The 24,247-nt window shown below is 69.9% G+C and carries 19 protein-coding genes; 12 read left to right on the top strand and 7 right to left on the bottom strand.

Features of this window, described 5'->3' with window-relative positions; genetic code table 11:
• Nucleotides 1-29 precede the first annotated feature (29 nt).
• From ACFYXF_RS15105 to ACFYXF_RS15090, 4 genes are all read right to left on the bottom strand, one after another.
• The gene (locus tag ACFYXF_RS15105; RefSeq protein ID WP_389350007.1) at nucleotides 30-938 is read right to left on the bottom strand and encodes an amino acid ABC transporter permease; all 909 of its coding nucleotides are present in this window, start codon (nucleotides 936-938) and stop codon (nucleotides 30-32) included.
• On the bottom strand, nucleotides 935-1,819 hold the full coding sequence (locus ACFYXF_RS15100; RefSeq protein WP_389350006.1) for an ABC transporter substrate-binding protein: 885 nt from the start codon (nucleotides 1,817-1,819) through the stop codon (nucleotides 935-937). The genes ACFYXF_RS15105 and ACFYXF_RS15100 overlap by 4 nt, the downstream gene beginning before the upstream one ends.
• A gap of 304 nt (nucleotides 1,820-2,123) precedes the next feature.
• Nucleotides 2,124-2,780, bottom strand: a complete 657-nt coding sequence (locus ACFYXF_RS15095; protein WP_389350005.1) for an MBL fold metallo-hydrolase — start codon at nucleotides 2,778-2,780, stop codon at nucleotides 2,124-2,126.
• Nucleotides 2,781-2,809: 29 nt separating this feature from the next.
• Nucleotides 2,810-3,496, bottom strand: coding sequence for a maleylpyruvate isomerase family mycothiol-dependent enzyme (locus ACFYXF_RS15090; protein ID WP_389350004.1), 687 nt, complete (start codon nucleotides 3,494-3,496; stop codon nucleotides 2,810-2,812).
• Between the two features lie 224 nt (nucleotides 3,497-3,720).
• Here ACFYXF_RS15090 and uvrA point away from each other — a divergent pair, with 224 nt between their 5' ends.
• On the top strand, nucleotides 3,721-6,732 hold the full coding sequence (gene uvrA / locus ACFYXF_RS15085; RefSeq protein ID WP_389350003.1) for an excinuclease ABC subunit UvrA: 3,012 nt from the start codon (nucleotides 3,721-3,723) through the stop codon (nucleotides 6,730-6,732).
• A gap of 93 nt (nucleotides 6,733-6,825) precedes the next feature.
• On the opposite strand, the gene ACFYXF_RS15080 is transcribed toward uvrA, so the two are convergent.
• The 3 genes from ACFYXF_RS15080 to ACFYXF_RS15070 form a co-directional block, all read right to left on the bottom strand.
• Nucleotides 6,826-7,737, bottom strand: a complete 912-nt coding sequence (locus ACFYXF_RS15080) for a carbohydrate kinase (RefSeq protein ID WP_389350002.1) — start codon at nucleotides 7,735-7,737, stop codon at nucleotides 6,826-6,828.
• The gene (locus tag ACFYXF_RS15075) at nucleotides 7,734-8,825 is read right to left on the bottom strand and encodes a LacI family DNA-binding transcriptional regulator (RefSeq protein ID WP_389350001.1); all 1,092 of its coding nucleotides are present in this window, start codon (nucleotides 8,823-8,825) and stop codon (nucleotides 7,734-7,736) included. The genes ACFYXF_RS15080 and ACFYXF_RS15075 overlap by 4 nt, the downstream gene beginning before the upstream one ends.
• Nucleotides 8,826-8,941: 116 nt before the next feature.
• The gene (locus tag ACFYXF_RS15070) at nucleotides 8,942-9,904 is read right to left on the bottom strand and encodes a hypothetical protein (RefSeq protein WP_389350000.1); all 963 of its coding nucleotides are present in this window, start codon (nucleotides 9,902-9,904) and stop codon (nucleotides 8,942-8,944) included.
• A 304-nt stretch (nucleotides 9,905-10,208) separates the two neighbouring features.
• Here ACFYXF_RS15070 and uvrC point away from each other — a divergent pair, with 304 nt between their 5' ends.
• The 11 genes from uvrC (at nucleotide 10,209) to ACFYXF_RS15015 (ending at nucleotide 24,241) form a co-directional block, all read left to right on the top strand.
• Entirely contained in the window at nucleotides 10,209-12,341 is a 2,133-nt protein-coding gene (uvrC, locus tag ACFYXF_RS15065) for an excinuclease ABC subunit UvrC (RefSeq protein ID WP_389349999.1), read from the top strand.
• Entirely contained in the window at nucleotides 12,338-13,390 is a 1,053-nt protein-coding gene (gene rapZ / locus ACFYXF_RS15060; RefSeq protein WP_389349998.1) for an RNase adapter RapZ, read from the top strand. The genes uvrC and rapZ overlap by 4 nt, the downstream gene beginning before the upstream one ends.
• Nucleotides 13,387-14,454: a uridine diphosphate-N-acetylglucosamine-binding protein YvcK gene (yvcK, locus tag ACFYXF_RS15055; protein ID WP_369033707.1), complete on the top strand. Its 1,068-nt coding sequence runs from the start codon at nucleotides 13,387-13,389 to the stop codon at nucleotides 14,452-14,454. The genes rapZ and yvcK overlap by 4 nt, the downstream gene beginning before the upstream one ends.
• Nucleotides 14,445-15,428, top strand: coding sequence for a DNA-binding protein WhiA (gene whiA, locus ACFYXF_RS15050; protein ID WP_105973880.1), 984 nt, complete (start codon nucleotides 14,445-14,447; stop codon nucleotides 15,426-15,428). Before yvcK ends, whiA begins: the two co-directional genes overlap by 10 nt.
• 168 nt (nucleotides 15,429-15,596) lie before the next feature.
• Nucleotides 15,597-18,548, top strand: coding sequence for a M14 family zinc carboxypeptidase (locus ACFYXF_RS15045; protein ID WP_389349997.1), 2,952 nt, complete (start codon nucleotides 15,597-15,599; stop codon nucleotides 18,546-18,548).
• Nucleotides 18,549-18,773: 225 nt separating this feature from the next.
• Nucleotides 18,774-19,778 (top strand): type I glyceraldehyde-3-phosphate dehydrogenase, encoded by a 1,005-nt coding sequence (gene gap, locus ACFYXF_RS15040; protein ID WP_389349996.1) that lies wholly within the window; start codon nucleotides 18,774-18,776, stop codon nucleotides 19,776-19,778.
• Between the two features lie 132 nt (nucleotides 19,779-19,910).
• Nucleotides 19,911-21,122, top strand: a complete 1,212-nt coding sequence (locus ACFYXF_RS15035) for a phosphoglycerate kinase (RefSeq protein ID WP_389349995.1) — start codon at nucleotides 19,911-19,913, stop codon at nucleotides 21,120-21,122.
• A gap of 6 nt (nucleotides 21,123-21,128) precedes the next feature.
• Nucleotides 21,129-21,905, top strand: coding sequence for a triose-phosphate isomerase (gene tpiA, locus ACFYXF_RS15030; RefSeq protein ID WP_389349994.1), 777 nt, complete (start codon nucleotides 21,129-21,131; stop codon nucleotides 21,903-21,905).
• 104 nt (nucleotides 21,906-22,009) lie between these two features.
• Nucleotides 22,010-22,240, top strand: coding sequence for a preprotein translocase subunit SecG (gene secG / locus ACFYXF_RS15025; RefSeq protein WP_055529234.1), 231 nt, complete (start codon nucleotides 22,010-22,012; stop codon nucleotides 22,238-22,240).
• Between the two features lie 244 nt (nucleotides 22,241-22,484).
• Nucleotides 22,485-22,820, top strand: coding sequence for an RNA polymerase-binding protein RbpA (locus ACFYXF_RS15020; protein WP_003957010.1), 336 nt, complete (start codon nucleotides 22,485-22,487; stop codon nucleotides 22,818-22,820).
• A gap of 134 nt (nucleotides 22,821-22,954) precedes the next feature.
• A complete protein-coding gene (locus tag ACFYXF_RS15015) occupies nucleotides 22,955-24,241 on the top strand; it encodes an MFS transporter (RefSeq protein WP_389349993.1) in 1,287 nt (428 codons plus the stop codon).
• Nucleotides 24,242-24,247 lie beyond the last annotated feature (6 nt).

Below are 24,247 nucleotides of genomic sequence, written 5' to 3'. Positions count from 1 at the left end.
GTCACCGGCGATGCCGCTGGGGATGTCGCTCACAGTGTTCCTCCCTGCGCCCGCTGCCGGTCCATCCGGGCCGTCACCCAGTCGGTGAAGCGGGTCATCGGGATGGTCAGCGCGACGAAGACCAGTCCCGCGACGATGTACGGCGTGTAGTTGAGGCTGCGGCCCACGATGATGTCGGCCGCGCGCACGGCGTCGACCGCGCCGCCGATCGAGACGAGCCCGGTGTCCTTCTGCAGCGACACCAGGTCGTTCAGCAGCGGCGGCACCTGGCGCCGTACCGCCTGGGGCAGTACGACGTGCCGCAGCGCCTGCCGGTTGGTCAGCCCGAGCGAACGCGCCGCCGCCCGTTGCGACGGGTGCACGGACTCGATGCCGGCCCGGAACACCTCGGCGACGTACGCCGAATACGTCAGCGTCAGCGCCGTACCGCCGAGGAGCACCGGGTCCACGGTGATGCCCTGGAGCCGCAGCGCCGGGACGCCCAGGACGACGATCATCAGGTTGATGATCAGCGGGAGGCCGCGGAAGAAGTCCGTGTACGCGGCGGCCAGCGCGCGCACCGGGAAGAACACCGGGCCGCGCAGCGTACGGGCGATCGCGATCAGCATGCCCAGGACGAGCACCGCGACGCCGCAGATCAGCAGCAGCCGTACGTTGAGCCACAGCCCTTCGAGGACCTTCGGGAACGCCTCGCGCGCGTACTGCCCGTTGAAGAACGTCTCCTTGGTGCGCGGCCAGCCCGGCGCGTTGACGACGACCAGGTAGAGGACGACGCCGGTGACCAGGGTGGACACCGCGGCGATCGACGTGGCGCGGCGAGCGCGGGTGCGCTTGAACCGCTCACGGTCGATCCGCCGCTGCGAGGGGACGTAGCCGTCGCCCCGGTCCGGCATGTCGCCCGGGTCCTCCTGCCCGGACTCCTCCTTCACTGCGGTCACTTGAGCACCGGAGCGTCGACGGCGTCCGACAGCCACTGCTTCTCGATCGAGGCGAGCGTGCCGTCCTTGCGCAGGGCGTCCACCGCGGCCGTCACGCACGAGGTGAGCGCGCTGCCCTTGTCGAGCACGAGCCCGAACTGCTCCGGCGTACCGCCCTGGTTCTCGAACTGCCCGACGATCTTCGCGTCGGTCACCTCGGCGGCCGTGACGTAGAACGCGGTCGGCAGATCGAGGACGATCGCGTCGACCTGGCCGTTCTGCAGCGCGGCCTTGGCCTGGTCGTTCTTGGCGTACGCGGCCGGCTCCTGGGTCGGCTTCACCACGTCTTCGAGGTAGTTGAGGCTCGTGGTCCCGACCTGGGCGCCCAGCTTGAGGCCCTTGAGGTCCGCGATGCTCGTCGCCTTCGCGGCCTTGGAGTTCTTCAGCGCGACGACGGCCTGGCGCACGTCGTAGTAGCCGGACGAGAAGTCCACGGCCTTCTTGCGCTCGGCGCTGATCGACACCTGGTTGATGTCGAAGTCGAAGGTCTTCTCGCCGGGCGCGAACGCCTTGTTGAAGGGCACGCTCTGCCAGACCACGTTCGCCTTGTCGTAGCCGAGCTGCTTCGCCACGGCGTACGCGACCGCCGACTCGAAGCCCTCACCATTGGCGGGCTTGTCGTCCTTGAACCACGGCTCGTACGCGGGCTCGTCGGTGGCGATCGTCAGCTTGCCCGAGGTCTGGGTGGCCAACTTGCCCTTGGCGCAGGTGGTTCCGGCCGACTCGGTGGACGCGGCGCTGCTCTTCTCCTCCGGCTGCGGGGCACAGCCGACAGCGGTGGCGAGCAGGGCGACAGTGGCGGCGGAGACTGCGCGGCGCAGCAGGTGAGGGGCAGAGTGCATGGCGGGAGAGTGGCAGCGAGGCGTGTCATTTGTCCAGGTCACAGGCGGAATTGTCCGCATAGTGGGAACGTGTGTTGCGTTTTTGTGAACGCTTCCTGTGAACGCCGGGGCCGCCGACCGAGGGCGGGGATCGACAGGTCGGCGGCCCGTGCCGCCCAGGAGCCGTCTTCCTGCGCGGGGCTTCCTCCAGTGGACTGCGCCCGCGCGCACGCCGGGAGCGCGTGTGCGACGCCAGCATGTGTGTTCGTTTCACACGGGGCGCGCGTTCACCAACTGCGCGCCCCTGGAACGGGGTTCGACGGGCTCACCAGCCTCGCGCGTGCCACTCCGGCAGGTGGGGCCGCTCCGCGCCCAGGGTGGTGTCGTTGCCGTGCCCCGGATAGACCCAGCTCTCGTCCGGGAGCGGCTCGAAGATCTTCGTCTCCACGTCGTGGATCAGGCTGGCGAAGGCCACGGGGTCCTTGCGCGTGTTGCCCACGCCGCCGGGGAAAAGACAGTCCCCGGTGAACACGTGCGGATGCCCGTGCGGGTCGTCGTAGACGAGCGCGATCGAGCCCGGCGTGTGTCCGACCAGGTGGCGCGCGGTGAGTTCCACGCGCCCCACGCGGATCGTGTCCCCGTCGTCGACCGGTACATCGGTCGGTACGGGGATGTCCTCGGCGTCGTCCCGGCCCGCGTACGTACGGGCACCGGTGGCTGCCACGACCTCCGCGAGTGCCTGCCAGTGGTCCCCGTGCTGGTGCGTGGTGACGAGCGACGCGATGCCGTCGTCGCCGATCAGTGTGATCAACGTATGGGCGTCGTTCGCCGCGTCGATCAGCAACTGCTCGTCCGTGGCCCGGCAGCGCAGCAGATAGGCGTTGTTGTTCATCGGGCCGACCGCGACCTTGGTGATCATCAGGTCCTGCAACTCGTGCACATCGGCGGGGCCGCCGACCTTCACCGCTCCGCTGTACGTCATGACGTTCAGCCTATGCGACGCCGCTGACACTAGAGCGGGGGCAGCGCGGGCAGGGCTCCGCCCGAGACGTCGAGTCCCGCCCCGTCCCGACGGCCGGCGAGCCACCCCAGCAGCTCGGGGGCGGGGCCGGTGACCGTGATCTCCGGCTCGGCCGCTTCGCTTCCCGTGCTCCACGCGCGCGGGCCGTCCGTGATCGTCGTGGGCGGCACCTCGGGGTGCCCCGCGAAGCGCTCGGCGAGGAAGTCGATCTCCCGCTCCACGAACTCCGCCGGAAGATCTTCCAGCTCGTACTCGATCCCCAGGTCCACGTGGTGCAGTTCGACCTCGGCCCAGCGCCGGAACGGCAAATAGGAGGCGGAGTCGGTGACGCCGTTGCGCAGTTCCACCGTGCGAGTCCAGTCCGCGGGCGCTGCCCCCGCCTCCTGGAAGCGGGCGGCGCTCTCGCGCACGTCCGTCAGCTGTATGTCGAGGGGGCGCGGGGCGTCGCGCTCGATGTCGGTGTCCCGCGCCTCCCCGGAGGCGTACATACGACGTCCCTCGAAGACGTTCACGAGAGCGTCCGCGTTGCGGGCGAGGTGGGCGAGGGCATGGCCGCGGGTCCAGCCCGGCAGCAGTGACGGCTCGGCCACCGAATCGTTGTTCAATTTCGCGGCTGCGGTGAGCAGTCGTTCCGTCGCGTCACGTACAGATGCCAGGTCGCGCACATGATCAGCCATGGTGCCGACGATAGTCCCGCCACACGTTCGGGTGAAGGTAGCGGCCAGGACCCGTAAATCGAATGTGCGTGCTATATGGTCGAGTGCGGCGTCGGGCATGCTGGATGGCCGGGGATTGTTACCACCCCAGGAATCCGACCGGCGTTGTCAGTGGCTCCCCCTAGTCTGAGAAAGCACGGGGGCCCCGCCCCTGTCACTTCTTCCCAAGAAAGGTGCGGACCGGCGTGGCCGACCGTCTCATCGTCCGTGGCGCGCGCGAGCACAATCTCAAGAATGTCTCGCTCGACCTCCCGCGCGACTCGCTCATCGTCTTCACGGGCCTGTCCGGGTCGGGCAAGTCCTCGCTGGCCTTCGACACGATCTTCGCCGAGGGCCAGCGCCGCTACGTCGAGTCGCTCTCGTCGTACGCCCGCCAGTTCCTCGGCCAGATGGACAAGCCGGACGTCGACTTCATCGAGGGCCTCTCGCCGGCCGTCTCGATCGACCAGAAGTCGACCTCGCGCAACCCGCGCTCGACGGTCGGCACCATCACCGAGGTCTACGACTATCTGCGCCTGCTCTTCGCGCGCATCGGCAAGCCGCACTGCCCCGAGTGCTCCCGCCCCATCTCGCGCCAGTCGCCGCAGGCCATCGTCGACAAGGTCCTGTCGCTGCCTGAGGGGAGCCGCTTCCAGGTGCTGTCGCCGCTGGTGCGGGAGCGTAAGGGCGAGTTCGTCGACCTCTTCGCGGACCTCCAGACCAAGGGCTACTCCCGCGCGCGGGTGGACGGCGAGACGGTCCAGCTGTCCGACCCGCCCGCGCTGAAGAAGCAGGAGAAACACACCATCGAGGTGGTCATCGACCGCCTCACGGTCAAGGAGGGCGCCAAGCGCCGCCTCACCGACTCGGTGGAGACAGCCCTCGGCCTCGCCGGCGGCATGGTCGTGCTCGACTTCGTCGACCTCCCCGAGGACGACCCCGAGCGCGAGCGCATGTACTCGGAGCACCTGTACTGCCCGTACGACGACCTGTCCTTCGAGGAGCTGGAGCCGCGCTCCTTCTCCTTCAACTCGCCCTTCGGTGCCTGCCCCGAGTGCACGGGCATCGGCACGCGCATGGAGGTCGACCCCGAGCTGATCGTCCCGGACGAGGACAAGTCGCTCGACGAGGGCGCCATCCACCCCTGGTCGCACGGCCACACCAAGGACTACTTCGGCCGTCTCGTCACCGCCCTCGCGGACGCGCTGGGATTCCGCACCGACATCCCCTTCGCGGGCCTCCCGCAGCGCGCGAAGAAGGCGCTCCTGCACGGGCACAAGACCCAGATCGAGGTGCGCTACCGCAACCGGTACGGCCGGGAGCGCGTGTACACCACGCCCTTCGAGGGCGCCGTCCCGTTCGTGAAGCGGCGGCACAGCGAGTCCGAGAGCGACGCCAGCCGGGAGCGCTTCGAGGGCTATATGCGCGAGGTGCCCTGCCCCACCTGCCAGGGCACCCGCCTCAAGCCGATCGTCCTCGCGGTCACGGTCATGGAGCGGTCCATCGCCGAGGTCTCCGCGATGTCGATCAGCGACTGCGCGGACTTCCTGGCCGAGCTGAAGCTCGACGCCCGCGACAAGAAGATCGCCGAGCGGGTGCTCAAGGAGGTCAACGAACGGCTGAAGTTCCTGGTCGACGTCGGCCTCGACTACCTCTCGCTGAACCGCGCGGCCGGCACCCTCTCCGGCGGCGAGGCCCAGCGCATCCGCCTGGCGACCCAGATCGGCTCCGGACTCGTCGGCGTCCTGTACGTCCTCGACGAGCCGTCCATCGGTCTGCACCAGCGTGACAACCACCGGCTGATCGAAACCCTGGTCAGGCTGCGGGACATGGGCAACACGCTCATCGTCGTCGAGCACGACGAGGACACCATCAAGGTCGCCGACTGGATCGTCGACATCGGCCCCGGCGCGGGCGAGCACGGCGGCAAGGTCGTGCACAGCGGCTCCCTGAAGGAGCTGCTCGCCAACGACGAGTCGATGACCGGGCAGTACCTCTCCGGCAAGAAGGCCATCCCGCTCCCCGACATCCGGCGCCCGCAGGACCCGTCCCGCCGGCTCACCGTGCACGGCGCCCGCGAGAACAACCTCCAGGACATCGACGTGTCCTTCCCGCTGGGCGTGCTCACGGCCGTCACGGGCGTGTCAGGCTCCGGCAAGTCGACGCTGGTCAACGACATCCTGTACACACACCTCGCCCGCGAGCTGAACGGCGCCCGCAGCGTGCCGGGCCGCCACACGCGCGTGGACGGCGACGACCTGGTCGACAAGGTCGTGCACGTCGACCAGTCGCCCATCGGCCGCACCCCGCGCTCGAACCCGGCGACGTACACCGGTGTCTTCGACCACGTCCGCAAGCTCTTCGCGGAGACGGTCGAGGCGAAGGTGCGGGGCTATCTGCCCGGCCGCTTCTCCTTCAACGTCAAGGGCGGACGCTGCGAGAACTGCGCGGGCGACGGCACCATCAAGATCGAGATGAACTTCCTCCCGGACGTGTACGTCCCGTGCGAGGTCTGCCACGGCGCCCGCTACAACCGGGAGACCCTGGAGGTCCACTACAAGGGCAAGTCCATCGCCGACATCCTGAACATGCCGATCGAGGAGGCCCGGCACTTCTTCGAGGCCGTCCCGGCGATCGCCCGCCACCTCAACACGCTGCACGACGTCGGCCTCGGCTACGTCAGGCTCGGCCAGTCCGCGACGACTCTGTCCGGCGGCGAGGCCCAGCGGGTGAAGCTCGCCAGCGAACTCCAGAAGCGCTCCACAGGGCGCACGGTGTACGTCCTGGACGAGCCGACCACCGGTCTCCACTTCGAGGACATCAGCAAGCTCCTCAAGGTCCTCTCCGGCCTGGTCGACAAGGGCAACACGGTCATCGTCATCGAGCACAACCTCGACGTCATCAAGACCGCCGACTGGGTCGTCGACATGGGCCCCGAGGGTGGCGCGGGCGGCGGTCTCGTGGTCGCCGAGGGCACCCCCGAGGAGATCGCCGGGGTCCCCGCCAGCCACACCGGCAAGTTCCTGCGCGAGATCCTGGGCGCCGACCGGATCAGCGACGGCACCTCGGTCAAGGCCCCGCGCAAGACGGCCGCCAAGAAGGCGGTGGCGGCCAAGTCGACGGCGACGAAGACGGCGACGGCGAAGACCGCCAACAACACGGCGACGAAGAAGGTGACTCCGGCGAAGAAGACGACAACTCGGGCCCGCAAGGCCTGAACTGTCGCCGAGCCCGGACAACGCAGCAAGGGCGGCGGCCCGCAGGAACTCCCTGCGGGCCGCCGCCCGTTGCACAACCAAACGCAACCGTCCCTACAGAACACCCAGTTCAGCCGCGTACGGCGGCTCCGCCCCCGCCCGTGAACAGGTGATCGCCGCCGCCCGCGCCGCGAGGCGGAGCAGGTCGGTCCAGCCGTCGGGGCCCAGGCCGGCCAGCGCCTCCGACGACAGGGCGTCCCGGACCGACAGACCGTGCAGCAGCGCCGCGTTCACGGTGTCGCCGGCGCCGATCGTGTCCACGACGTCGACCTCCTCGCCCGGTACGGAGTGTTCCGCGCCCTCACGGGTGAAGACGGTCAGCCCGTCGCCGCCCCGGGTGACGACGACGGCGGAAGGACCGGCGGCCAGCCATTCGTGCGGAGTCCCGCCGAGCCACTTCGCGTCCTCCTCCGACAGCTTGAGCAGCGACACCGACGGCAGCCAGCTCTTGAAACGGGCCCGATAGGCGTCCGCGTCGGGGATCAGTACCGCCCTGATGTTCGGGTCGAGCGCGGTGAACACCCCCTGCGCGGCGGCGCTCCGCAGCAGTTCCTCGTACGCGGTCGCGCCCGGCTCCAGGACCAGCGAGCAGGTGCCGAAGGACACCGCCCGGGCCGCGTCGGGGAGTCGGGCGGGTGCCGTGAACAGCCGGTCGGCGGTGCCCTCGACATAGAAGGAGTAGGCGGCCGAACCGTCCGCACCGATCGAGGCGACCGCAAGGGTCGTCGGCTCATTGCCGCGCTGTACGGACGACACGTCCACGCCTGCGCCGTGCAGCCCGTCGAGCAGCGCCTCGCCGAAGGCGTCGGACGAGACCCGGGAACAGAACGCGGTGGGGGAGCCGAGGCGCCCGAGGGCGACCGCGGTGTTGTAGGGCCCGCCGCCGAGCGCCGGCCGCAGATCCGCGAGGGCGCCCGCCGCACGCGGTACCAGGTCGATCAGTGCCTCACCGGCGACGACGATCACGAGACGGGTCCTCTCTCGGCCTTGGGGGAGTTCTCGGGGCGCGGTCGCCGGCTCCGCTGCCCGGCACACCCGCACGACTCGCGATGGACGAACGCGCACGGAAGCCGCACGGTCCGGGTCGGGCGGTCCGGGTCGGCCAGACGGTCCAGGAGCAGACGTACGGCCTCGGCGCCGATGTCCTTGGCGGGCTGTGCCATCGCGGTGAGCCCGGGGGAGAAGAGGTCCGCCCAGGCGAAGTCGTCGAAGCAGCACAGCGCCAGGTCGTCCGGCACGGTGAGGCCCCGCTCGCGCACGGCACGCAGGGCGCCGATCGTCATCGCGTTGTTGGCGGTGACGAGGGCGGTCGGGGGCGCCGCGAGGGAGAGAAGGGCGGCGGTGGCCCGCTCGGCACCCTCCGACTCGGAGTCGCCATGGACCACCAGGCGCTCGTCGTGGGGGAGCCCGGCGAACGCGAGGCCGATGCGGTAGCCGGTGATCCGTTCCGTCGTCGTGCTGAGGCCGGGGCGGCCCGCGACCAGGCCGACTCGCTCGTGCCCCAGAGCGGTGAGGTGGGCGACCAGCCTGGCCATGGGTTCGGAGTTCTCGGCGCACACCTGGTCGAAGCGCGGGGCGCTGTCCGAGGAGTTGCTGTCCGATGGGGTGTCCAGCAGTCGGTCCAGGAGCACCGTCGGTACCTCGTGCCGGGTCAGATAGGCGACCAGGGCGCCGGGATCCGCCGAAGGGGCGACGATCATGCCGTCCACGCGCCGCTCGTGCAGCAGCTGGACGACCTTGCGCTCGTGCTCGGGATCGTCGTGCGGGTCGGCGATGAGGAGGCTGTAGCCATGTTCCAGGGCGCCCGCCTCGACGCCCTGGACGATCTCCGTGAAGTACGGGTTGCTGATCGCTGACACCGCGAGTCCGATGGACCGCGTCCGCGCGGTGACCAGGGACCGGGCCAGCGTGTTCGGCGTGTAGCCCAGCACCTCGATGGCGTCGAGGACGGACTGCCGGGTCGCGGGGCGCACCACACGGGTGTCGTTGAGTACATGGGAGACGGTCGCCACGGACACGCCCGCGTGCCGTGCGACATCGGCCATCGTCGCCATGGGGCCGCGTCCTCCCGTCCGGATCCGGCGTCAATGGCGGCAACGTACCGCATTCAACGCGGGACGTAAACGCTTACGTAAGCGATTGCGCAATCGCTTACGTCACGACAGGCCGGTCACTCCCAGTCCCAGCCGATGCCCAGGATCCCCGGTCGCAGCCTCGGCTCGACGAGGTGCACCGAGCGGTGGCGGGCGCTCACCGGGAGGTCCTGGCGGCCACTGCGGGGCGCCGCGGCCGAGTGCTGGGCGAACCGGTGGCAGCGCACCGGCAGGGACCCGTCGTCGAAGCGGACCTGGAGCGCGTACTGGCCGCCCGCGACGCCGAAACCGCGGACGTACTCACGGGACACACCCGCGGTGCCGTCCTCGACGGCGTAGCGGAAGAGGAACGTATCTCCAGCACGCAACCGGGTGTCGAAGAGGAGTTCGGCGACGAGCACCCCCGTGTCGTGGTGCCGGCGCACCCGTCCCGTGCGGCAATTCTCCAGGGCGTGGACCGACATACGGTCCGGCGCGCACCCGGGGTCGCCGTGGTGGACGGCGACGAAGCGGTCGGTGCCGTCCCGGTGGGCGCGCACGATGTGGTGGGCCTCGCGGACGAGGAGTTCGCGGTGTGCGCCGATCCGTATCCGTTCGTGCAGGCCAAGGGTGTGCAGACCGCCGTCGAGCGGCGCCTCCAGCTCCGTCAGCAGCTGCTCCAGGACCCCGGAGGCCTCCACCAGGGAGCGGTACGAACGTGCGGCGGGACGCTGGGTGCCGGCGCGTTCGTCGTCCCGGGAGAGCAGCCGGATCAGTGATTCCTCCGGCAGCTGGAGGATCTCCTCCAGAGCTCTCACGGCCCGCAGCGACTCGGGGCGCTGCGGGCGGCGGGCGCCCTGCTGCCAGTAACTCAGGCTGGTGACGCCGACCTTGACCCCGTACCGCCACAGATGGTGCTGGACGCGTTGCAGCGGCAGACCGCGGGCGGTGATCGCCGCCCGCAGGGCCACATGGAAGGGGCCGTTTCGCAGGGCCGTGTCCAGTTCCGCGGTGGCGTCCTCCGCGATGGCGTCGTCCGCGTGCGGTGTGCCTTGGCGCATGCAGGGGCCCTTCTGTGAATGGTCGCGGCGGCTGGTCGGACCGCGCGCGTGGGGCGAACCGGGGCGGTCCGGCGGGCGTACGCGGCGTCGTCCTCGCCCCCGTGTGTCCTCACGTGCGTACGCGGCCGTTCGCGGCCCCGAGTTCCCCCGCATTGAAGCGTGTTGACCAAGGCGCGACAACACCTGAGGCGCAAACATGCGCAACTGCCGAGGCTCTCGCTTCGCTGTTCACCCCTCCGTGGGGACCGGGGCGTCCGTCCACAGGATCGCCGCGCTGTCACACCCCGCCAGTAGGGTGTGAGACATGGCCGACCCCTCCAGCTACCGCCCCAAGCCGGGACAGATCCCGGACTCTCCCGGGGTGTACAGATTCCGCGACGAGCACCGCCGGGTGATCTACGTCGGGAAGGCGAAAAGCCTGCGCCAGCGCCTGGCCAACTACTTCCAGGACCTGGCCGGACTCCACCCGCGCACCCGCACGATGGTCACCACGGCGGCCTCCGTGGAGTGGACGGTCGTGTCCACGGAGGTCGAGGCGCTCCAGCTGGAGTACTCGTGGATCAAGGAGTACGACCCCCGCTTCAACGTCAAGTACCGCGACGACAAGAGCTACCCGTATCTCGCGGTGACGATGAACGAGGAGTACCCGCGCGTGCAGGTGATGCGCGGTCAGAAGCGCAAGGGCGTGCGCTACTTCGGGCCGTACGGGCACGCGTGGGCGATCCGCGACACCGTGGACCTGCTCCTGCGCGTCTTCCCGGTGCGCACGTGCTCGGCCGGCGTCTTCAAGAACGCCGCCCGCACCGGCCGTCCCTGTCTCCTCGGCTACATCGGCAAGTGCTCGGCGCCCTGCGTCGGGCGGGTCTCGGCCGAGGAACACCGCGAACTGGCCGACGAGTTCTGCGACTTCATGGCCGGGCGTACGGGGACGTACATCCGCCGCCAGGAGAAGCAGATGGCCGAGGCGGCCGAGGAGATGGAGTACGAGCGGGCGGCCCGGCTGCGCGACGACATCGAGGCACTCAGGAAGGCCATGGAGAAGAGCGCGGTCGTCCTCGCCGACGCGACCGACGCCGACCTGATCGCGGTCGCCGAGGACGAGCTGGAAGCGGCCGTCCAGATCTTCCACGTACGCGGCGGTCGCGTGCGCGGCCAGCGGGGCTGGGTGACCGACAAGGTCGAGGAGATCACCACCGGCGCCCTTGTCGAGCACGCCCTCCAGCAGCTCTACGGCGAGGAGAAGGGCGACTCCGTGCCCAAGGAGGTCCTCGTCCCCGCGCTGCCCGACCCCGTGGAGCCCGTCCAGGAGTGGCTGGCGGAGCGGCGCGGGTCCGGCGTCTCGCTGCGCATCCCGCAGCGCGGCGACAAGAAGGCACTCATGGAGACCGTGCAGCGCAACGCGCAGCAGTCGCTCGTGCTGCACAAGACCAAGCGCGCCTCCGACCTGACCACGCGCTCGCGCGCGCTGGAGGAGATCGCCGAGGCCCTCGACCTGGACAGTGCCCCGCTGCGCATCGAGTGCTACGACATCTCCCACCTCCAGGGCGACGACGTGGTGGCGTCCATGGTCGTCTTCGAGGACGGCCTGCAGCGCAAGAGCGAGTACCGCCGCTTCCAGATCAAGGGCTTCGAGGGCCAGGACGACGTCCGGTCCATGCACGAGGTGATCACCCGCCGCTTCAAGCGCTACATCGCCGAGAAGGGGAAGACCGGGGAGTGGGCGGACGGCCAGGAAATCGGCCAGGAAACCGACCCGGAGCCCGGTCAGCAGCTGAAGGACGAGGACGGGCGGCCCAAGCGGTTCGCCTATCCGCCGCAGCTCGTCGTCGTCGACGGCGGGCAGCCGCAGGTCGCCGCCGCCCAGCGGGCGCTGGACGAACTGGGCATCGACGACATCGCCGTCTGCGGCCTCGCGAAGCGCCTGGAGGAGGTCTGGGTGCCCGGCGACGACGACCCGGTGATCCTGCCCCGCACCAGCGAGGGCCTGTATCTCCTCCAGCGCGTGCGCGACGAGGCACACCGCTTCGCGATCACCTACCAGCGCGTCAAGCGGGCCAAACGCTTCCGGGCGAGCCCCCTGGACGACGTGCCCGGACTCGGTGAAACCCGGAAACAGGCGCTGATCAAGCATTTCGGCTCGGTGAAGAAGCTGCGGTCCGCCACAATCGACCAGATCCGCGAGGTTCCCGGCATAGGCCTGAAGACGGCCGAGACGATCGCCGCGGCCCTCGCGCGGGCGGCCCCGGCCGCACCCGCCGTCAACACGGCGACCGGAGAGATCATGGATTACGTAGAAGACACACCAGACGCAGCGGACACATCGGACGCCGAAGGCACGGCAGACACGCAGGACGGGGAACCCGGGACGCGGGCGGGTTCCCCGGGGGAGCCCGTAGCCGCGGGCGCCCCGGACGAGCGACGGGGGCAGGAGAAATGACCGAGCACGAGACACCGAAGGCCGAGCCCACAGCAGAGGGCCAGGCAGGTCACAAGGAAGCGGGCGATGATCGCTCGCGGCACGCCGAGGGCCCCGCACCGGGCGGCCCGACGGGCCAGGAACCACCGGGCCAGGAAGACGGAGAGCAAGTGGGTACGGGCATCGAGACAGCCGGGGTCCCCGAAGCGGCCATCCCCGAGCTGGTGATCATCTCCGGCATGTCCGGAGCAGGCCGTTCGACGGCCGCCAAGTGTCTGGAGGACCTCGGCTGGTTCGTCGTCGACAACCTGCCACCGGCGCTGATCCCCACCATGGTGGAGCTGGGCGCCCGCTCCCAGGGCAACGTCGCCAGGATCGCGGTCGTCGTCGACGTACGCGGCAGGCGCTTCTTCGACAACCTCCGTGAGTCGCTCGCCGACCTGGCGGTCAAGGGCGTCACCCGGCGGATCGTCTTCCTGGAGTCCTCGGACGACGCCCTGGTGCGCCGTTTCGAGTCGGTGCGCAGGCCGCACCCCCTCCAGGGGGACGGCCGTATCGTCGACGGCATCGACGCCGAGCGCGAACTGCTGCGCGAGCTGCGCGGCGACGCCGACCTGGTGATCGACACCTCCAGCCTCAACGTGCACGAACTGCGCGCAAAGATGGACGCCCAGTTCGCCGGCGAGGAGGAGCCCGAGCTGCGGGCCACGGTGATGTCCTTCGGCTTCAAGTACGGCCTCCCGGTCGACGCCGACCTGGTCGTGGACATGCGGTTCCTGCCGAACCCGCACTGGGTCCCGGAGCTGCGCCCGTACACCGGGCTCAACGAGGAGGTGTCGGCGTACGTCTTCAACCAGCCCGGCGCCAAGGAGTTCCTCGACCGGTACGCCGAGCTGCTCCAGCTCATCGCCGCCGGGTACCGCCGCGAGGGCAAGCGCTATGTGACCATCGCGGTCGGCTGCACCGGCGGCAAGCACCGCTCGGTCGCCACCTCGGAGAAGCTCGCCGCACGCCTCGCCTCGCAGGGCGTGGAGACCGTGATCGTGCACCGGGACATGGGACGGGAATGACGGGACGTACACCGCGGCTGAGCAGGCTGCGCCGGGTGACCCCCGAGGGACGGGCCGGCCGGCCCGTCGAGGCACGCGGCGCCAGGCCGCGCCGCCGGGGCGCCCAGCCCAAGGTCGTCGCCCTGGGCGGCGGCATGGGCCTGTCCGCCTCGCTCGCCGCACTGCGCCGGATCACCGGCGACCTGACCGCCGTCGTCACCGTGGCCGACGACGGCGGCTCCAGCGGGCGCCTGCGCGACGAACTGGGCGTCCTGCCGCCCGGTGACCTGCGCAAGGCCCTGGCCGCGCTGTGCGGCGACGACGAGTGGGGCCAGACCTGGGCCCGCGTCATCCAGCACCGCTTCCAGTCCAAGGGAGACCTGCACGAACACGCCGTCGGCAACCTGCTGATCGTCGCCCTGTGGGAGCAGCTCGGCGACCACGTCCAGGCCCTCGACCTGGTCGGCAGGCTCCTGGGCGCGCACGGCCGAGTCCTGCCGATGTCCGCCGTACCCCTGGAGCTGCAGGCCCTGGTCAAGGGGCACGACCCGGAGCGGCCCGAGGACGTCGACACCGTACGGGGGCAGGCGACCGTCGCGCTGACGCCCGGCGAGGTGCAGTCCGTGCACCTCGTGCCGCACGACCCGCCCGCCGTCCCGGAGGCCGTCGCCGCCGTCCTGGACGCCGACTGGGTGGTCCTCGGTCCCGGCTCCTGGTTCTCCTCCGTGATCCCCCATCTGCTGGTGCCGGAGCTGCTCGAAGCGCTCACCGAGACGAAGGCCCGCCGGGTACTCTCGCTGAACCTCGCGCCGCAGCCCGGAGAAACCGAGGGCTTCTCCCCGCAGCGTCATTTGGAGGTTTTGGGACGACACGCCCCTAAACTCGCCCTGGACGTGGTGTTGGCCGACGAGGCCGCCGTGCCCGACCGCGATTTGCTGACCGACGCCGCCAAGGGGTTCGGCGCCGCGGTCGAGCTGGCGCCGGTGGCCCGGCCCGACGGATCTCCTCGGCACGATACGGAGCTGTTGGCCGCCGCGTACGACCGTATTTTTCGGATGCATGGAAGGATCGGCCCATGGCGATGACGGCAGCGGTGAAGGACGAGATCTCCCGGCTCCCCGTCACCCGTACCTGCTGCAGGAAGGCGGAGGTCTCCGCCATTCTGCGGTTCGCCGGCGGCCTTCACCTGGTCAGCGGGCGCATCGTGATCGAGGCGGAGCTGGACACCGCGATGGCGGCGCGCCGTCTCAAGCGGGACATCCTGGAGATTTTCGGCCACAGTTCCGAACTGATCGTGATGGCACCCGGCGGACTGCGCCGCGGCTCCCGTTACGTGGTCAGGGTGGTCGCGGGCGGCGACCAGCTGGCCCGCCAGACAGGGCTCGTGGACGGCCGCGGGCGCCCGATCAGAGGTCTGCCCCCGCAGGTGGTCTCCGGGGCCACCTGTGACGCGGAGGCGGCCTGGAGAGGGGCCTTCCTGGCCCACGGCTCGCTCACCGAGCCGGGACGCTCCTCGTCCCTGGAGGTGACCTGCCCCGGCCCCGAGGCCGCGCTCGCCCTCGTCGGCGCCGCTCGGCGGCTCTCGATCGCCGCCAAGGCCCGCGAGGTCCGGGGCGTCGACCGGGTCGTCGTCCGGGACGGGGACGCGATCGGCGCCCTCCTCACCCGGCTCGGCGCGCACGAGTCCGTGCTGGCCTGGGAGGAGCGGCGGATGCGCCGCGAGGTCCGCGCCACGGCGAACCGGCTCGCCAACTTCGACGACGCCAACCTGCGCCGCTCCGCGCGCGCGGCCGTCGCCGCCGGTGCCCGGGTCCAGCGCGCGCTGGAGATCCTCGCCGACGACGTGCCCGAGCACCTCGCGGCGGCCGGCCGGCTGCGCATGGAGCACAAGCAGGCCTCCCTGGAGGAGCTGGGCGCCCTCGCCGACCCGCCGCTGACCAAGGACGCCGTCGCGGGCCGTATCCGCCGACTGCTCGCCATGGCCGACAAGCGCGCCCAGGACCTCGGCATTCCGGGTACGGAGTCCAACCTCTCCGAGGAGATGGCCGACGCGGGCTGACGGGCTGTCAGAGCGGACTGACGGAGCCTCAACACGCCGGGGCCGGTACCCACTTCGGGTACCGGCCCCGGCGTGTTGCCTGTCCTTGGGGCCCCCTTGACTGGATCATGAACTGTCATGAGCCTGGCATCTGTTCGCCATTGTGGTGAACCATCGCAAGGGGGGTTCATGAGACGAAGAGCGAGAACGATCCTCGCTGTCGGCGCACTCCTGCTGGGCGGCGCGGGACTCGCGCCCATCGCCGTGGCCGCGGAGGACGCCGGTACACCGGACGCCGACGAGGTCAAGGTCTTCCGCGCCGAGGTCACGAAGGAGCAGATTCCGCTGCTTCTCGCGACCGGCCAGGACGGGCACGAACTCGGGGAGCAGGCACCGGAGAAGGGCACGGCCACGGTCGAGGTCTACCTCACCGACAAGCAGGCCGACCAGCTGGAGGACAAGGGCGTCGACCTCAAGGAGCACACGCTCACGGCGAAGGCACGCGCGCGCGTGGCCGCCGCCGGGGACGGTGTCTTCCGGCCCTACAGCGGAGCGGGCAACCTCCAGGAGGAGATCCTCCGGACCGCCCAGGAGAACCCGGCCCTGACCAAGGTCGTCTCCATCGGCAAGACCCTTCAGGGCCAGGACATCCTCGCGCTCAAACTGACCAAGGGCGCGAAGAAGACCAAGGACGGCGCCAAGCCGTCCGTCCTGTACGTCTCCAACCAGCACGCGCGCGAATGGATCACGCCGGAGATGACCCGGCGCCTGATGCACCACTACCTGGACAACTACTCCAAGGACCGGCGCATCAAGAAGATCGTCGACTCGACCGAACTCTGGTTCGTGCTGTCCGCCAACCCGGACGGCTACGACTGGACGTTCGAGCCCGAGGGCGACCGCCAGTGGCGCAAGAACATGCGGGACGTCAACGGCGACGGCGCCTACACCATCGGCGACGGCGTCGACCTCAACCGGAACTTCGCCTTCAAGTGGGGCTACGACGACGAGGGTTCGTCCCCGTTCCCCACCAGCCAGACCTACCGCGGCGCAGGCCCCAACTCGGAGCCCGAGACCAAGGCGCTGGACGCCTTCGAGCGGCGCGTCGGCTTCGACTACGGCATCAACTACCACTCCGCCGCCGAACTGCTCCTCTACGGCGTCGGCTGGCAGGTCGCCTCGCCGACCCCCGACGACGTCCTCTACAAGTCGCTCGCCGGCACGCCCGAGAACTCCGCGATCCCCGGCTACCACCCCCAGCTCTCCTCCGAGCTGTACACCACCAACGGCGAGGCGGACGGCCACGCGGCCAACGTCAACGGCACGGCGATGTTCACCCCGGAGATGTCGACCTGCCAGACCGCGTCGAACCTCTATCCGGACGACGCCTGGAACGCGGCCGACTGCGCCTCGGTCTTCACCTTCCCGGACGACGAGAAGCTGATCCAGGAGGAGTTCACCAAGAACATCCCCTTCGCGCTCTCCGTCGCCGAGTCGGCGGCCACCCCCGACCAGCCCAGGTCCTCGGTCGGCATCGACGCCCCCGACTTCACCCCGGCACCCTTCACCACCTCGTACTCGCGCGGCGCCGACCAGGAGGTCTCGGTCGTCGTACGCAAGTCCGTGCGCGACAAGGAACTCAAGTACCGCGTCAACGGCGGCCGTACGAAGGACACGACGCTCAAGGCCTGGAAGGGCGGCGAGACCTTCGGCGGTGACGACAACCTGTACTTCGACGAGTACCGCGCCAAGGTCACCGACGGCGACCCGGGCGACAAGGTCGAGGTCTGGTTCACCGGCCGGACCAAGGCCGGGAAGCGCACCAGCAGCACGCACTTCACGTACACCGTCGCGGAACGGCCGCGCGCCGACACGCTCGTCCTCGCCGAGGAGGGCGCGACCGCCACCCAGGCCCAGGCCTACGTCGACGCGCTGAAGGCCAACGGCAGGAAGCCGCTCGTCTGGGACGTCGCCGCCCTGGGCGCACCCGACGCGCTCGGCGTGCTCGACCACTTCAAGGCCGTCGTCCACTACACGGGCGCCGTACGGCCCGGCATCGCCACCCAGCTCCAGCTCCGCGCCTACCTCAACGAGGGCGGCAAGCTGATCGAGGCCGGCGAGAGCGCGGGAGGCTCCGTCGACCTGGGCGGGGGCACCCTGTCCAACGACTTCAGCCAGTACTACCTGGGCGCCTACTCCCGTACGACCACACCGTCGGTCACCGCCTTCAACGGCTCCGGGAAGCTCACCGGCTTCAACGGTCCCCTCGGCGACGCGCCCGGCAACCCGCTCAACACGGCCGGGTCCTTCGGCGTCACCTCGGACACCCTGCCCGTGGCGACGTACCCGCAGTTCGACAGCGCGGGCGCGGGCGGATACCCCGGGACCGTCAACCCGTACGGGCCCTACGCGGGCGCCTCCATGGCCGCCGTCACGCACACCGACTACGCCTGGAACCGCCTCACCCGCACCATCGACCTCACCGGGGTGACCGCGGCCCAGGCGCCGGCCTTCCGTACCCAGCTCCTGTGGGACACGGAGGAGGGCTACGACCACGCCGTGCTCGAAGCCCACACCGCCGGGGCCGACGACTGGACCACGCTCCCGGACAAGGGCGGCGCCACCAGCACCGCCGTACCCACCGAGTGCGAGGCCGGGTTCTTCATCGCGGGCCACCCCGCCCTCGCCCGCTATCTGACCCTCGGCTCGGGTGCCTGCACGCCCTCCGGGACCAGCGGCTCCTGGAACAGCTTCACCGGGGCCTCGGCGGGCTGGCAGCAGGTCGAGTTCGACCTCTCCGCCTACGCGGGTAAGACGGTCGAGATCTCGCTCAGCTACATCACCGACCCCGGATCCGGCGGCCGGGGCGTCCTCGCCGACAACGCCACCGTCGTCATCGGCGGCACGGCGGGCGCGGTCGAGGGCTTCGAGACGTCACTGGGCGCCTGGAGCGTCCCCGGACCGCCCGCGGGCAGCCCCGCGGTCATCAAGGACTGGGGTCTTTCGGGCGAGCTGGCCAAGACGTACGGAGCGGTCTCCACGGGTGACACCGTGCTGCTGGGCTTCGGCCTGGAACACGTCACCAAGGCGGCCGACCGGACGGCACTCCTGGGCAAGGCACTGGCCGCGCTGAAGGACTGATCGGAACCGTTCACCGACGATCCGATCCTGTCTGTTCATCGGGTAATCGCGGTGCGACAACTGGGCGGTCCGTACCCCTACTGGCGGGTACGGACCGCCCTGCCGTGTATGGGGCATCTCGATGTCACCACCGGGGCCGCAGGGAGGTAGGGTCGTAGGCGGTCGGGGACATCCCATACAACTCGCCGGCATCGAAAGCCGGCGTACCAACGAGGAGATCGGTTCGTGACGATCCGCGTAGGCATCAACGGCTTTGGCCGCATCGGTCGTAACTACTTCCGCGCGCTGCTGGAGCAGGGTGCTGACATCGAGATCGTGGCTGTCAACGACCTGGGTGACACCGCGACCACCGCTCACCTGCTCAAGTACGACACGATCCTGGGCCGTCTCAAGGCCGAGGTGTCGCACACCGCCGACACGATCACCGTGGACGGCAAGACGATCAAGGTTCTCTCCGAGCGCAACCCCGCCGACATCCCGTGGGGCGAGCTGGGCGTCGACATCGTCATCGAGTCGACCGGCATCTTCACCAAGAAGGCCGACGCCGAGAAGCACATCGCGGGCGGCGCCAAGAAGGTCCTCATCTCGGCTCCGGCCTCCGACGAGGACATCACGATCGTCCTCGGCGTCAACGAGGACAAGTACGACGCGGCGAACCACCACATCATCTCCAACGCCTCCTGCACCACCAACTGTGTGGCGCCGATGGCCAAGGTTCTCCTGGAGAACTTCGGCGTCGTCTCGGGCCTGATGACCACGGTCCACGCCTACACCAGCGACCAGCGTCTGCAGGACTTCCCGCACAAGGACCTGCGTCGCGCCCGCGCCGCCGCCGAGAACATCATTCCGGCGAGCACCGGTGCGGCCAAGGCCCTCGGCGTGGTCATCCCGGAGCTGGCGGGCAAGCTCAACGGCATGGCGATGCGGGTACCGGTTCCGACCGGATCCGTCACCGACCTGGTCGTCGAGACGGAGCGCGTGGTGACCAAGGAAGAGGTCAACGCCGCGTTCCAGAAGGCCGCTCAGGGCGAGCTGAAGGGCTACCTGACGTACACCGAGGACCAGATCGTCTCCTCGGACATCGTGAGCGACCCGTCGTCCTGCACTTTCGACTCCTCGCTGACCATGGTCCAGGGCAACAGCGTGAAGATCATCGGCTGGTACGACAATGAGTGGGGCTACTCCAACCGCCTCGTCGACCTGACGGTCTTCGTCGGCAACCAGCTCTGAGTCCCGGAGCAGGCACTTCGATGTGAGCACAGGGCTCGGGCGACGCGAGGAGGCGTCGCCCGAGCCCTGTGGCGCGTGCTGATCGATCCAGCCCCTCCCGGACAAAAGAGCCCTCCCTAGGAGCCCCCTTTCATGAAGACGATCGACGAACTCCTCGCCGAAGGAGTGGACGGCAAGCGGGTCTTCGTCCGCGCCGACCTGAACGTGCCGCTGGCCGACGGCCTCATCACCGACGACGGCCGCATCCGGGCCGTCCTGCCCACCGTCAAGGCCCTCACGGACGCCGGCGCCAAGGTCGTGGTCGCCTCCCACCTGGGCCGCCCCAAGGGCGCCCCGGACCCCGCCTTCTCCCTGCTGCCCGCCGCCGAGCGCCTCGGTGAACTCCTGGACGCCCCCGTGGCCTTCGCCCAGGACACCGTCGGCCCCGCCGCCCACGACGCCGTGAACGGCCTCCAGCCCGGCCAGGTCGCGGTGATCGAGAACCTGCGCTTCAACGCCGGTGAGACCGCCAAGGACGACACCGAGCGCGGCGAGTTCGCCGACCAGCTGGCCGCCCTCGCGGACGTCTACGTGGGCGACGGTTTCGGTGCGGTGCACCGCAAGCACGCCTCCGTGTACGACCTTCCGGCCCGCCTGCCGCACTACGCCGGCTACCTCATCGCCACCGAGGTCGGCGTCCTCAAGAAGCTCACCGACGATGTCCAGCGCCCCTACGTGGTCGCGCTCGGCGGTGCCAAGGTCTCCGACAAGCTCGCCGTCATCGACCAGCTGCTCGGCAAGGCCGACCGCATCCTCATCGGCGGCGGAATGGCGTACACCTTCCTCAAGGCCCAGGGCCACGAGATCGGCGCCTCCCTCCTCCAGGAGGACCAGATCCCGGCCGTGCTGGAGTACGTCGCGCGCGCCGAGAAGAACGGCGTCGAGCTGATCGTCCCGGTCGACGTGGTGGTCTCCGCGGGCTTCCCCGACCTGAAGGCCAAGGCGCCCACGAACCCCACCACCGTCGCCGCGGACGCCGTTCCGGCCGATCAGATGGGCCTGGACATCGGTCCGGAGTCCCGCAAGCTGTACGCCTCCAAGCTCGCCGACGCGGCCACCGTCTTCTGGAACGGTCCCATGGGCGTCTTCGAGCACCCCGACTACGCCGAGGGCACCAAGGCCGTCGCCCAGGCCCTCCTCGACTCCCCGGCCTTCACGGTCGTCGGGGGCGGCGACTCCGCCGCCGCCGTACGCATCCTGGGCTTCGACGAAACCGCATTCGGCCACATCTCCACCGGTGGCGGCGCCTCCCTCGAATACCTCGAGGGCAAGACGCTCCCCGGTCTCGCCGCACTGGAGGACTGACCCAGCATGACCACTCGCACGCCGCTGATGGCGGGCAACTGGAAGATGAACCTCAACCACCTCGAGGCCATCGCCCACGTCCAGAAGCTCGCCTTCGCCCTCGCGGACAAGGACTACGAGGCCTGTGAGGTCGCGGTCCTGCCGCCCTTCACCGACCTGCGCTCGGTACAGACCCTGGTCGACGGCGACAAGCTCAAGATCAAGTACGGCGCCCAGGACATCTCCGCACACGACTCGGGCGCCTACACGGGCGAGATCTCGGGCCCGATGCTGGCCAAGCTCAAGTGCACCTACGTCGCGATCGGCCACTCCGAGCGCCGCCAGTACCACGGCGAGAGCGACGAACTCGTCAACGCCAAGGTGAAGGTCGCCTACAAGCACGGCCTCACCCCGATCCTGTGCGTCGGCGAGGAGCTGGAGGTCCGCGAGGCGGGCAACCACGTCGCCCACACGCTCGCGCAGGTCGAGGGCGGTCTCAAGGACCTCCCGGCCGAGCAGGCCGAGACCGTCGTCATCGCGTACGAGCCCGTCTGGGCCATCGGCACCGGCAAGGTGTGCGGCGCCGACGACGCCCAGGAGGTCTGCGCCGCGATCCGCGCGAAGCTCGCCGAGCTGTACTCCCAGGACGTCGCCGACGCCGTGCGCATCCAGTACGGCGGCTCCGTGAAGTCCGGGAACGTCGCCGAGATCATGGCGAAGCCCGACATCGACGGCGCGCTGGTCGGCGGTGCCGCTCTGGACGCCGACGAGTTCGTCAAGATCGTTCGGTTCCGCGACCAGTGAGTATGCGCTAGCGGAGATCCGTCGTACCCTGGCGGGGATAAAGTGGCTTGCCACTTTGTCCCCGTCGTCCATCAGAATCCGAGGAAGTTGGTCCAGCCGTGGTTTTGGGGTTCTCGATCGCCCTGATCGTCTTCAGCCTGCTGCTGATGCTGCTCGTGCTGATGCACAAGGGGAAGGGCGGCGGCCTCTCCGACATGTTCGGTGGCGGCATGCAGTCGTCCGTCGGCGGCTCCTCGGTCGCCGAGCGCAACCTCGACCGCATCACCGTCGTGCTCGGTCTGCTGTGGTTCGCGTGCATCGTGGTGCTCGGCATCCTGATGAAGGTGAACAACTGATCAGCGGCTGACACCGGTCGTCAAATACCGGTACGACAGCACATTACGCACGCACATTCCGCACGTAAGGCCCCATGTTCGGTACGCCCCGCCAAGGGCGGCCTATCATGGGGCTTGCGTCTTGGTGCGGGGCCTGTAACTCCAAGCACTGGACGCGCGTTGGGCCTTACGTAGACTGAGGCGCTCGCAACGAAGCGAAAACGCCGACTCGCTTCGCGGCACCATTACGCAGGGAGTTACGACCGTGGCAAGTGGCAACGCGATCCGAGGAAGCCGGGTCGGGGCGGGGCCGATGGGCGAGGCGGAGCGTGGCGAGTCCGCGCCACGGCTGCGCATCTCCTTCTGGTGCTCAAACGGGCACGAGACGCAGCCCAGCTTCGCCAGCGACGCGCAGGTCCCCGACACCTGGGACTGCCCGCGCTGCGGCTTTCCCGCCGGACAGGACCGGGACAACCCGCCGGACCCGCCGCGCACCGAGCCGTACAAGACGCACCTGGCGTACGTACGGGAGCGGCGCAGCGACGCGGACGGCGAGGCGATCCTCGCCGAGGCGCTCGCCAAACTGCGGGGCGAGATCTAGGAATTGACGGCCGGCCAGGCACCGAAAAGGTGCCTGGCCGGACCCGTCTGACGGGGCGTCGCCCACCGGCTCCCCGACCGATTGTCAGTGGTGCCCTCTACGGTTTGTGAATCGGCGAACCGCGAGGGGGAGTTGTGACGACGGTCGAGACGGCGGGAGCGTGTGCGCCCGCGTGGCGCGGGGGATTCGGGCGGCTGTGGAGCGCCGCCGTCCTCTCCAGCTTCGGCGACGCGCTGCGCACGGCCGCCCTGCCCCTGCTCGCCACGACCCTCACCGACCAGCCGCTGCTCATCGCCTCCGTGACGGCCTGCGGCTATCTGCCCTGGCTGGTCTTCGGACTGCTCGGCGGGGCGGTCGCGGACCGCGTGGACCAGCGGCGCGCGATGTGGACGGTGGACGCTCTACGAGGGCTGCTGGTCGCCTGCTTCGCCGTGGCCGTCGGCCTCGGGCACGCCTCGATCGGCCTGCTGATCGCGCTCGCCCTCGCGCTGACCACGCTCCAGACCCTCTTCGACAACGCCTCGACGGCCCTGCTGCCGACCCTGGTCGACAAGGACGCGCTGGGCGGCGCGAACGCCCGTCTGATGACCGGCCAGCGCATCGCGGGCGGTCTGCTGGCAGGCCCTGTGGTGCCCGTACTGCTCGTGCTGGGAGCGGCCGTGCCCTTCGCGGCCGATGCCCTCACCTTCCTGGTCGGGGCGGCCCTGGTCGCCTCGCTGCGGCCCGACGTGCCCGCGCGGACACCGAGACCGGCGGGCAGCACCCTGCGCGCGGAGATCACGGCCGGCCTGCGCACCTTGTGGCACGACAGACCGCTGCGTGGGCTGTGCGCGGCCACGGCACTGTGCAACGTCGGCATGGGCGCCCTGATCGCCACGATGGTCCTGCTGGTGACCGGCTGGCTGGACGCGGGCAACGGAGGGTACGCGGCGGCGATGACCGCCTACACCGTCGGCAGCCTCGTCGGCGGCGCGCTGAACGGCCGGCTCGTGAACCGGCTCGGGCGGATACGGGCCGTGCTGCTCGCCGGTACGGTGCAGACCGGGGCGCTGGTCGTCATGGGGACGGTACGCAGCCTGGCCGCGCTGGTGGCCGCCCTGGCGGTGTTCGGCGTCATGGGGATGGTGTGGAACGTCAACACGACGACCCTGATGCAGCGTCGCAGCCCCGCCGGGATGCTGGGCCGGGTCAGCTCGGCCTTCCGGACGCTGGCGGTCGCCGGAGCGCCACTGGGCGCGCTGCTGGGCGGGGCCGTCGCGGCGGCGTGGGGACTGAACACGCCGGCGCTGCTCGCCGCGGCTTTCTTCGTCCTGTCGGTGGCCGCGCTGATACCGGGGCTGAAGTCGGACGTATCTGTGGGTGAAGACGTGTCTGTTGTTCGACCGGAGGACGGTTCGACGACAGTTCGACCAACGCGTTGATCAATT

Source organism: Streptomyces sp. NPDC002680, assembly GCF_042889145.1.
Taxonomy (GTDB): domain Bacteria; phylum Actinomycetota; class Actinomycetes; order Streptomycetales; family Streptomycetaceae; genus Streptomyces; species Streptomyces adonidis.
Note: the sequence above shows the minus strand (reverse complement) of the source record. Positions and strands in the feature narration are given on the sequence as shown.

What these genes read in the sequence shown, in the direction of transcription:
- yvcK (WP_369033707.1), top strand. Translation starts at nt 13,387, where the DNA reads ATGACGGGACGTACACCGCGGCTGAGCAGGCTGCGCCGGGTGACCCCC.
- rapZ (WP_389349998.1), top strand. Translation starts at nt 12,338, where the DNA reads ATGACCGAGCACGAGACACCGAAGGCCGAGCCCACAGCAGAGGGCCAG.
- ACFYXF_RS15045 (WP_389349997.1), top strand. Translation starts at nt 15,597, where the DNA reads ATGAGACGAAGAGCGAGAACGATCCTCGCTGTCGGCGCACTCCTGCTG.
- ACFYXF_RS15035 (WP_389349995.1), top strand. Translation starts at nt 19,911, where the DNA reads ATGAAGACGATCGACGAACTCCTCGCCGAAGGAGTGGACGGCAAGCGG.
- ACFYXF_RS15075 (WP_389350001.1), bottom strand. Translation starts at nt 8,825, where the DNA reads ATGGCGACGATGGCCGATGTCGCACGGCACGCGGGCGTGTCCGTGGCG.
- ACFYXF_RS15090 (WP_389350004.1), bottom strand. Translation starts at nt 3,496, where the DNA reads ATGGCTGATCATGTGCGCGACCTGGCATCTGTACGTGACGCGACGGAA.
- tpiA (WP_389349994.1), top strand. Translation starts at nt 21,129, where the DNA reads ATGACCACTCGCACGCCGCTGATGGCGGGCAACTGGAAGATGAACCTC.
- ACFYXF_RS15070 (WP_389350000.1), bottom strand. Translation starts at nt 9,904, where the DNA reads ATGCGCCAAGGCACACCGCACGCGGACGACGCCATCGCGGAGGACGCC.
- whiA (WP_105973880.1), top strand. Translation starts at nt 14,445, where the DNA reads ATGGCGATGACGGCAGCGGTGAAGGACGAGATCTCCCGGCTCCCCGTC.
- ACFYXF_RS15100 (WP_389350006.1), bottom strand. Translation starts at nt 1,819, where the DNA reads ATGCACTCTGCCCCTCACCTGCTGCGCCGCGCAGTCTCCGCCGCCACT.
- uvrC (WP_389349999.1), top strand. Translation starts at nt 10,209, where the DNA reads ATGGCCGACCCCTCCAGCTACCGCCCCAAGCCGGGACAGATCCCGGAC.
- ACFYXF_RS15095 (WP_389350005.1), bottom strand. Translation starts at nt 2,780, where the DNA reads ATGACGTACAGCGGAGCGGTGAAGGTCGGCGGCCCCGCCGATGTGCAC.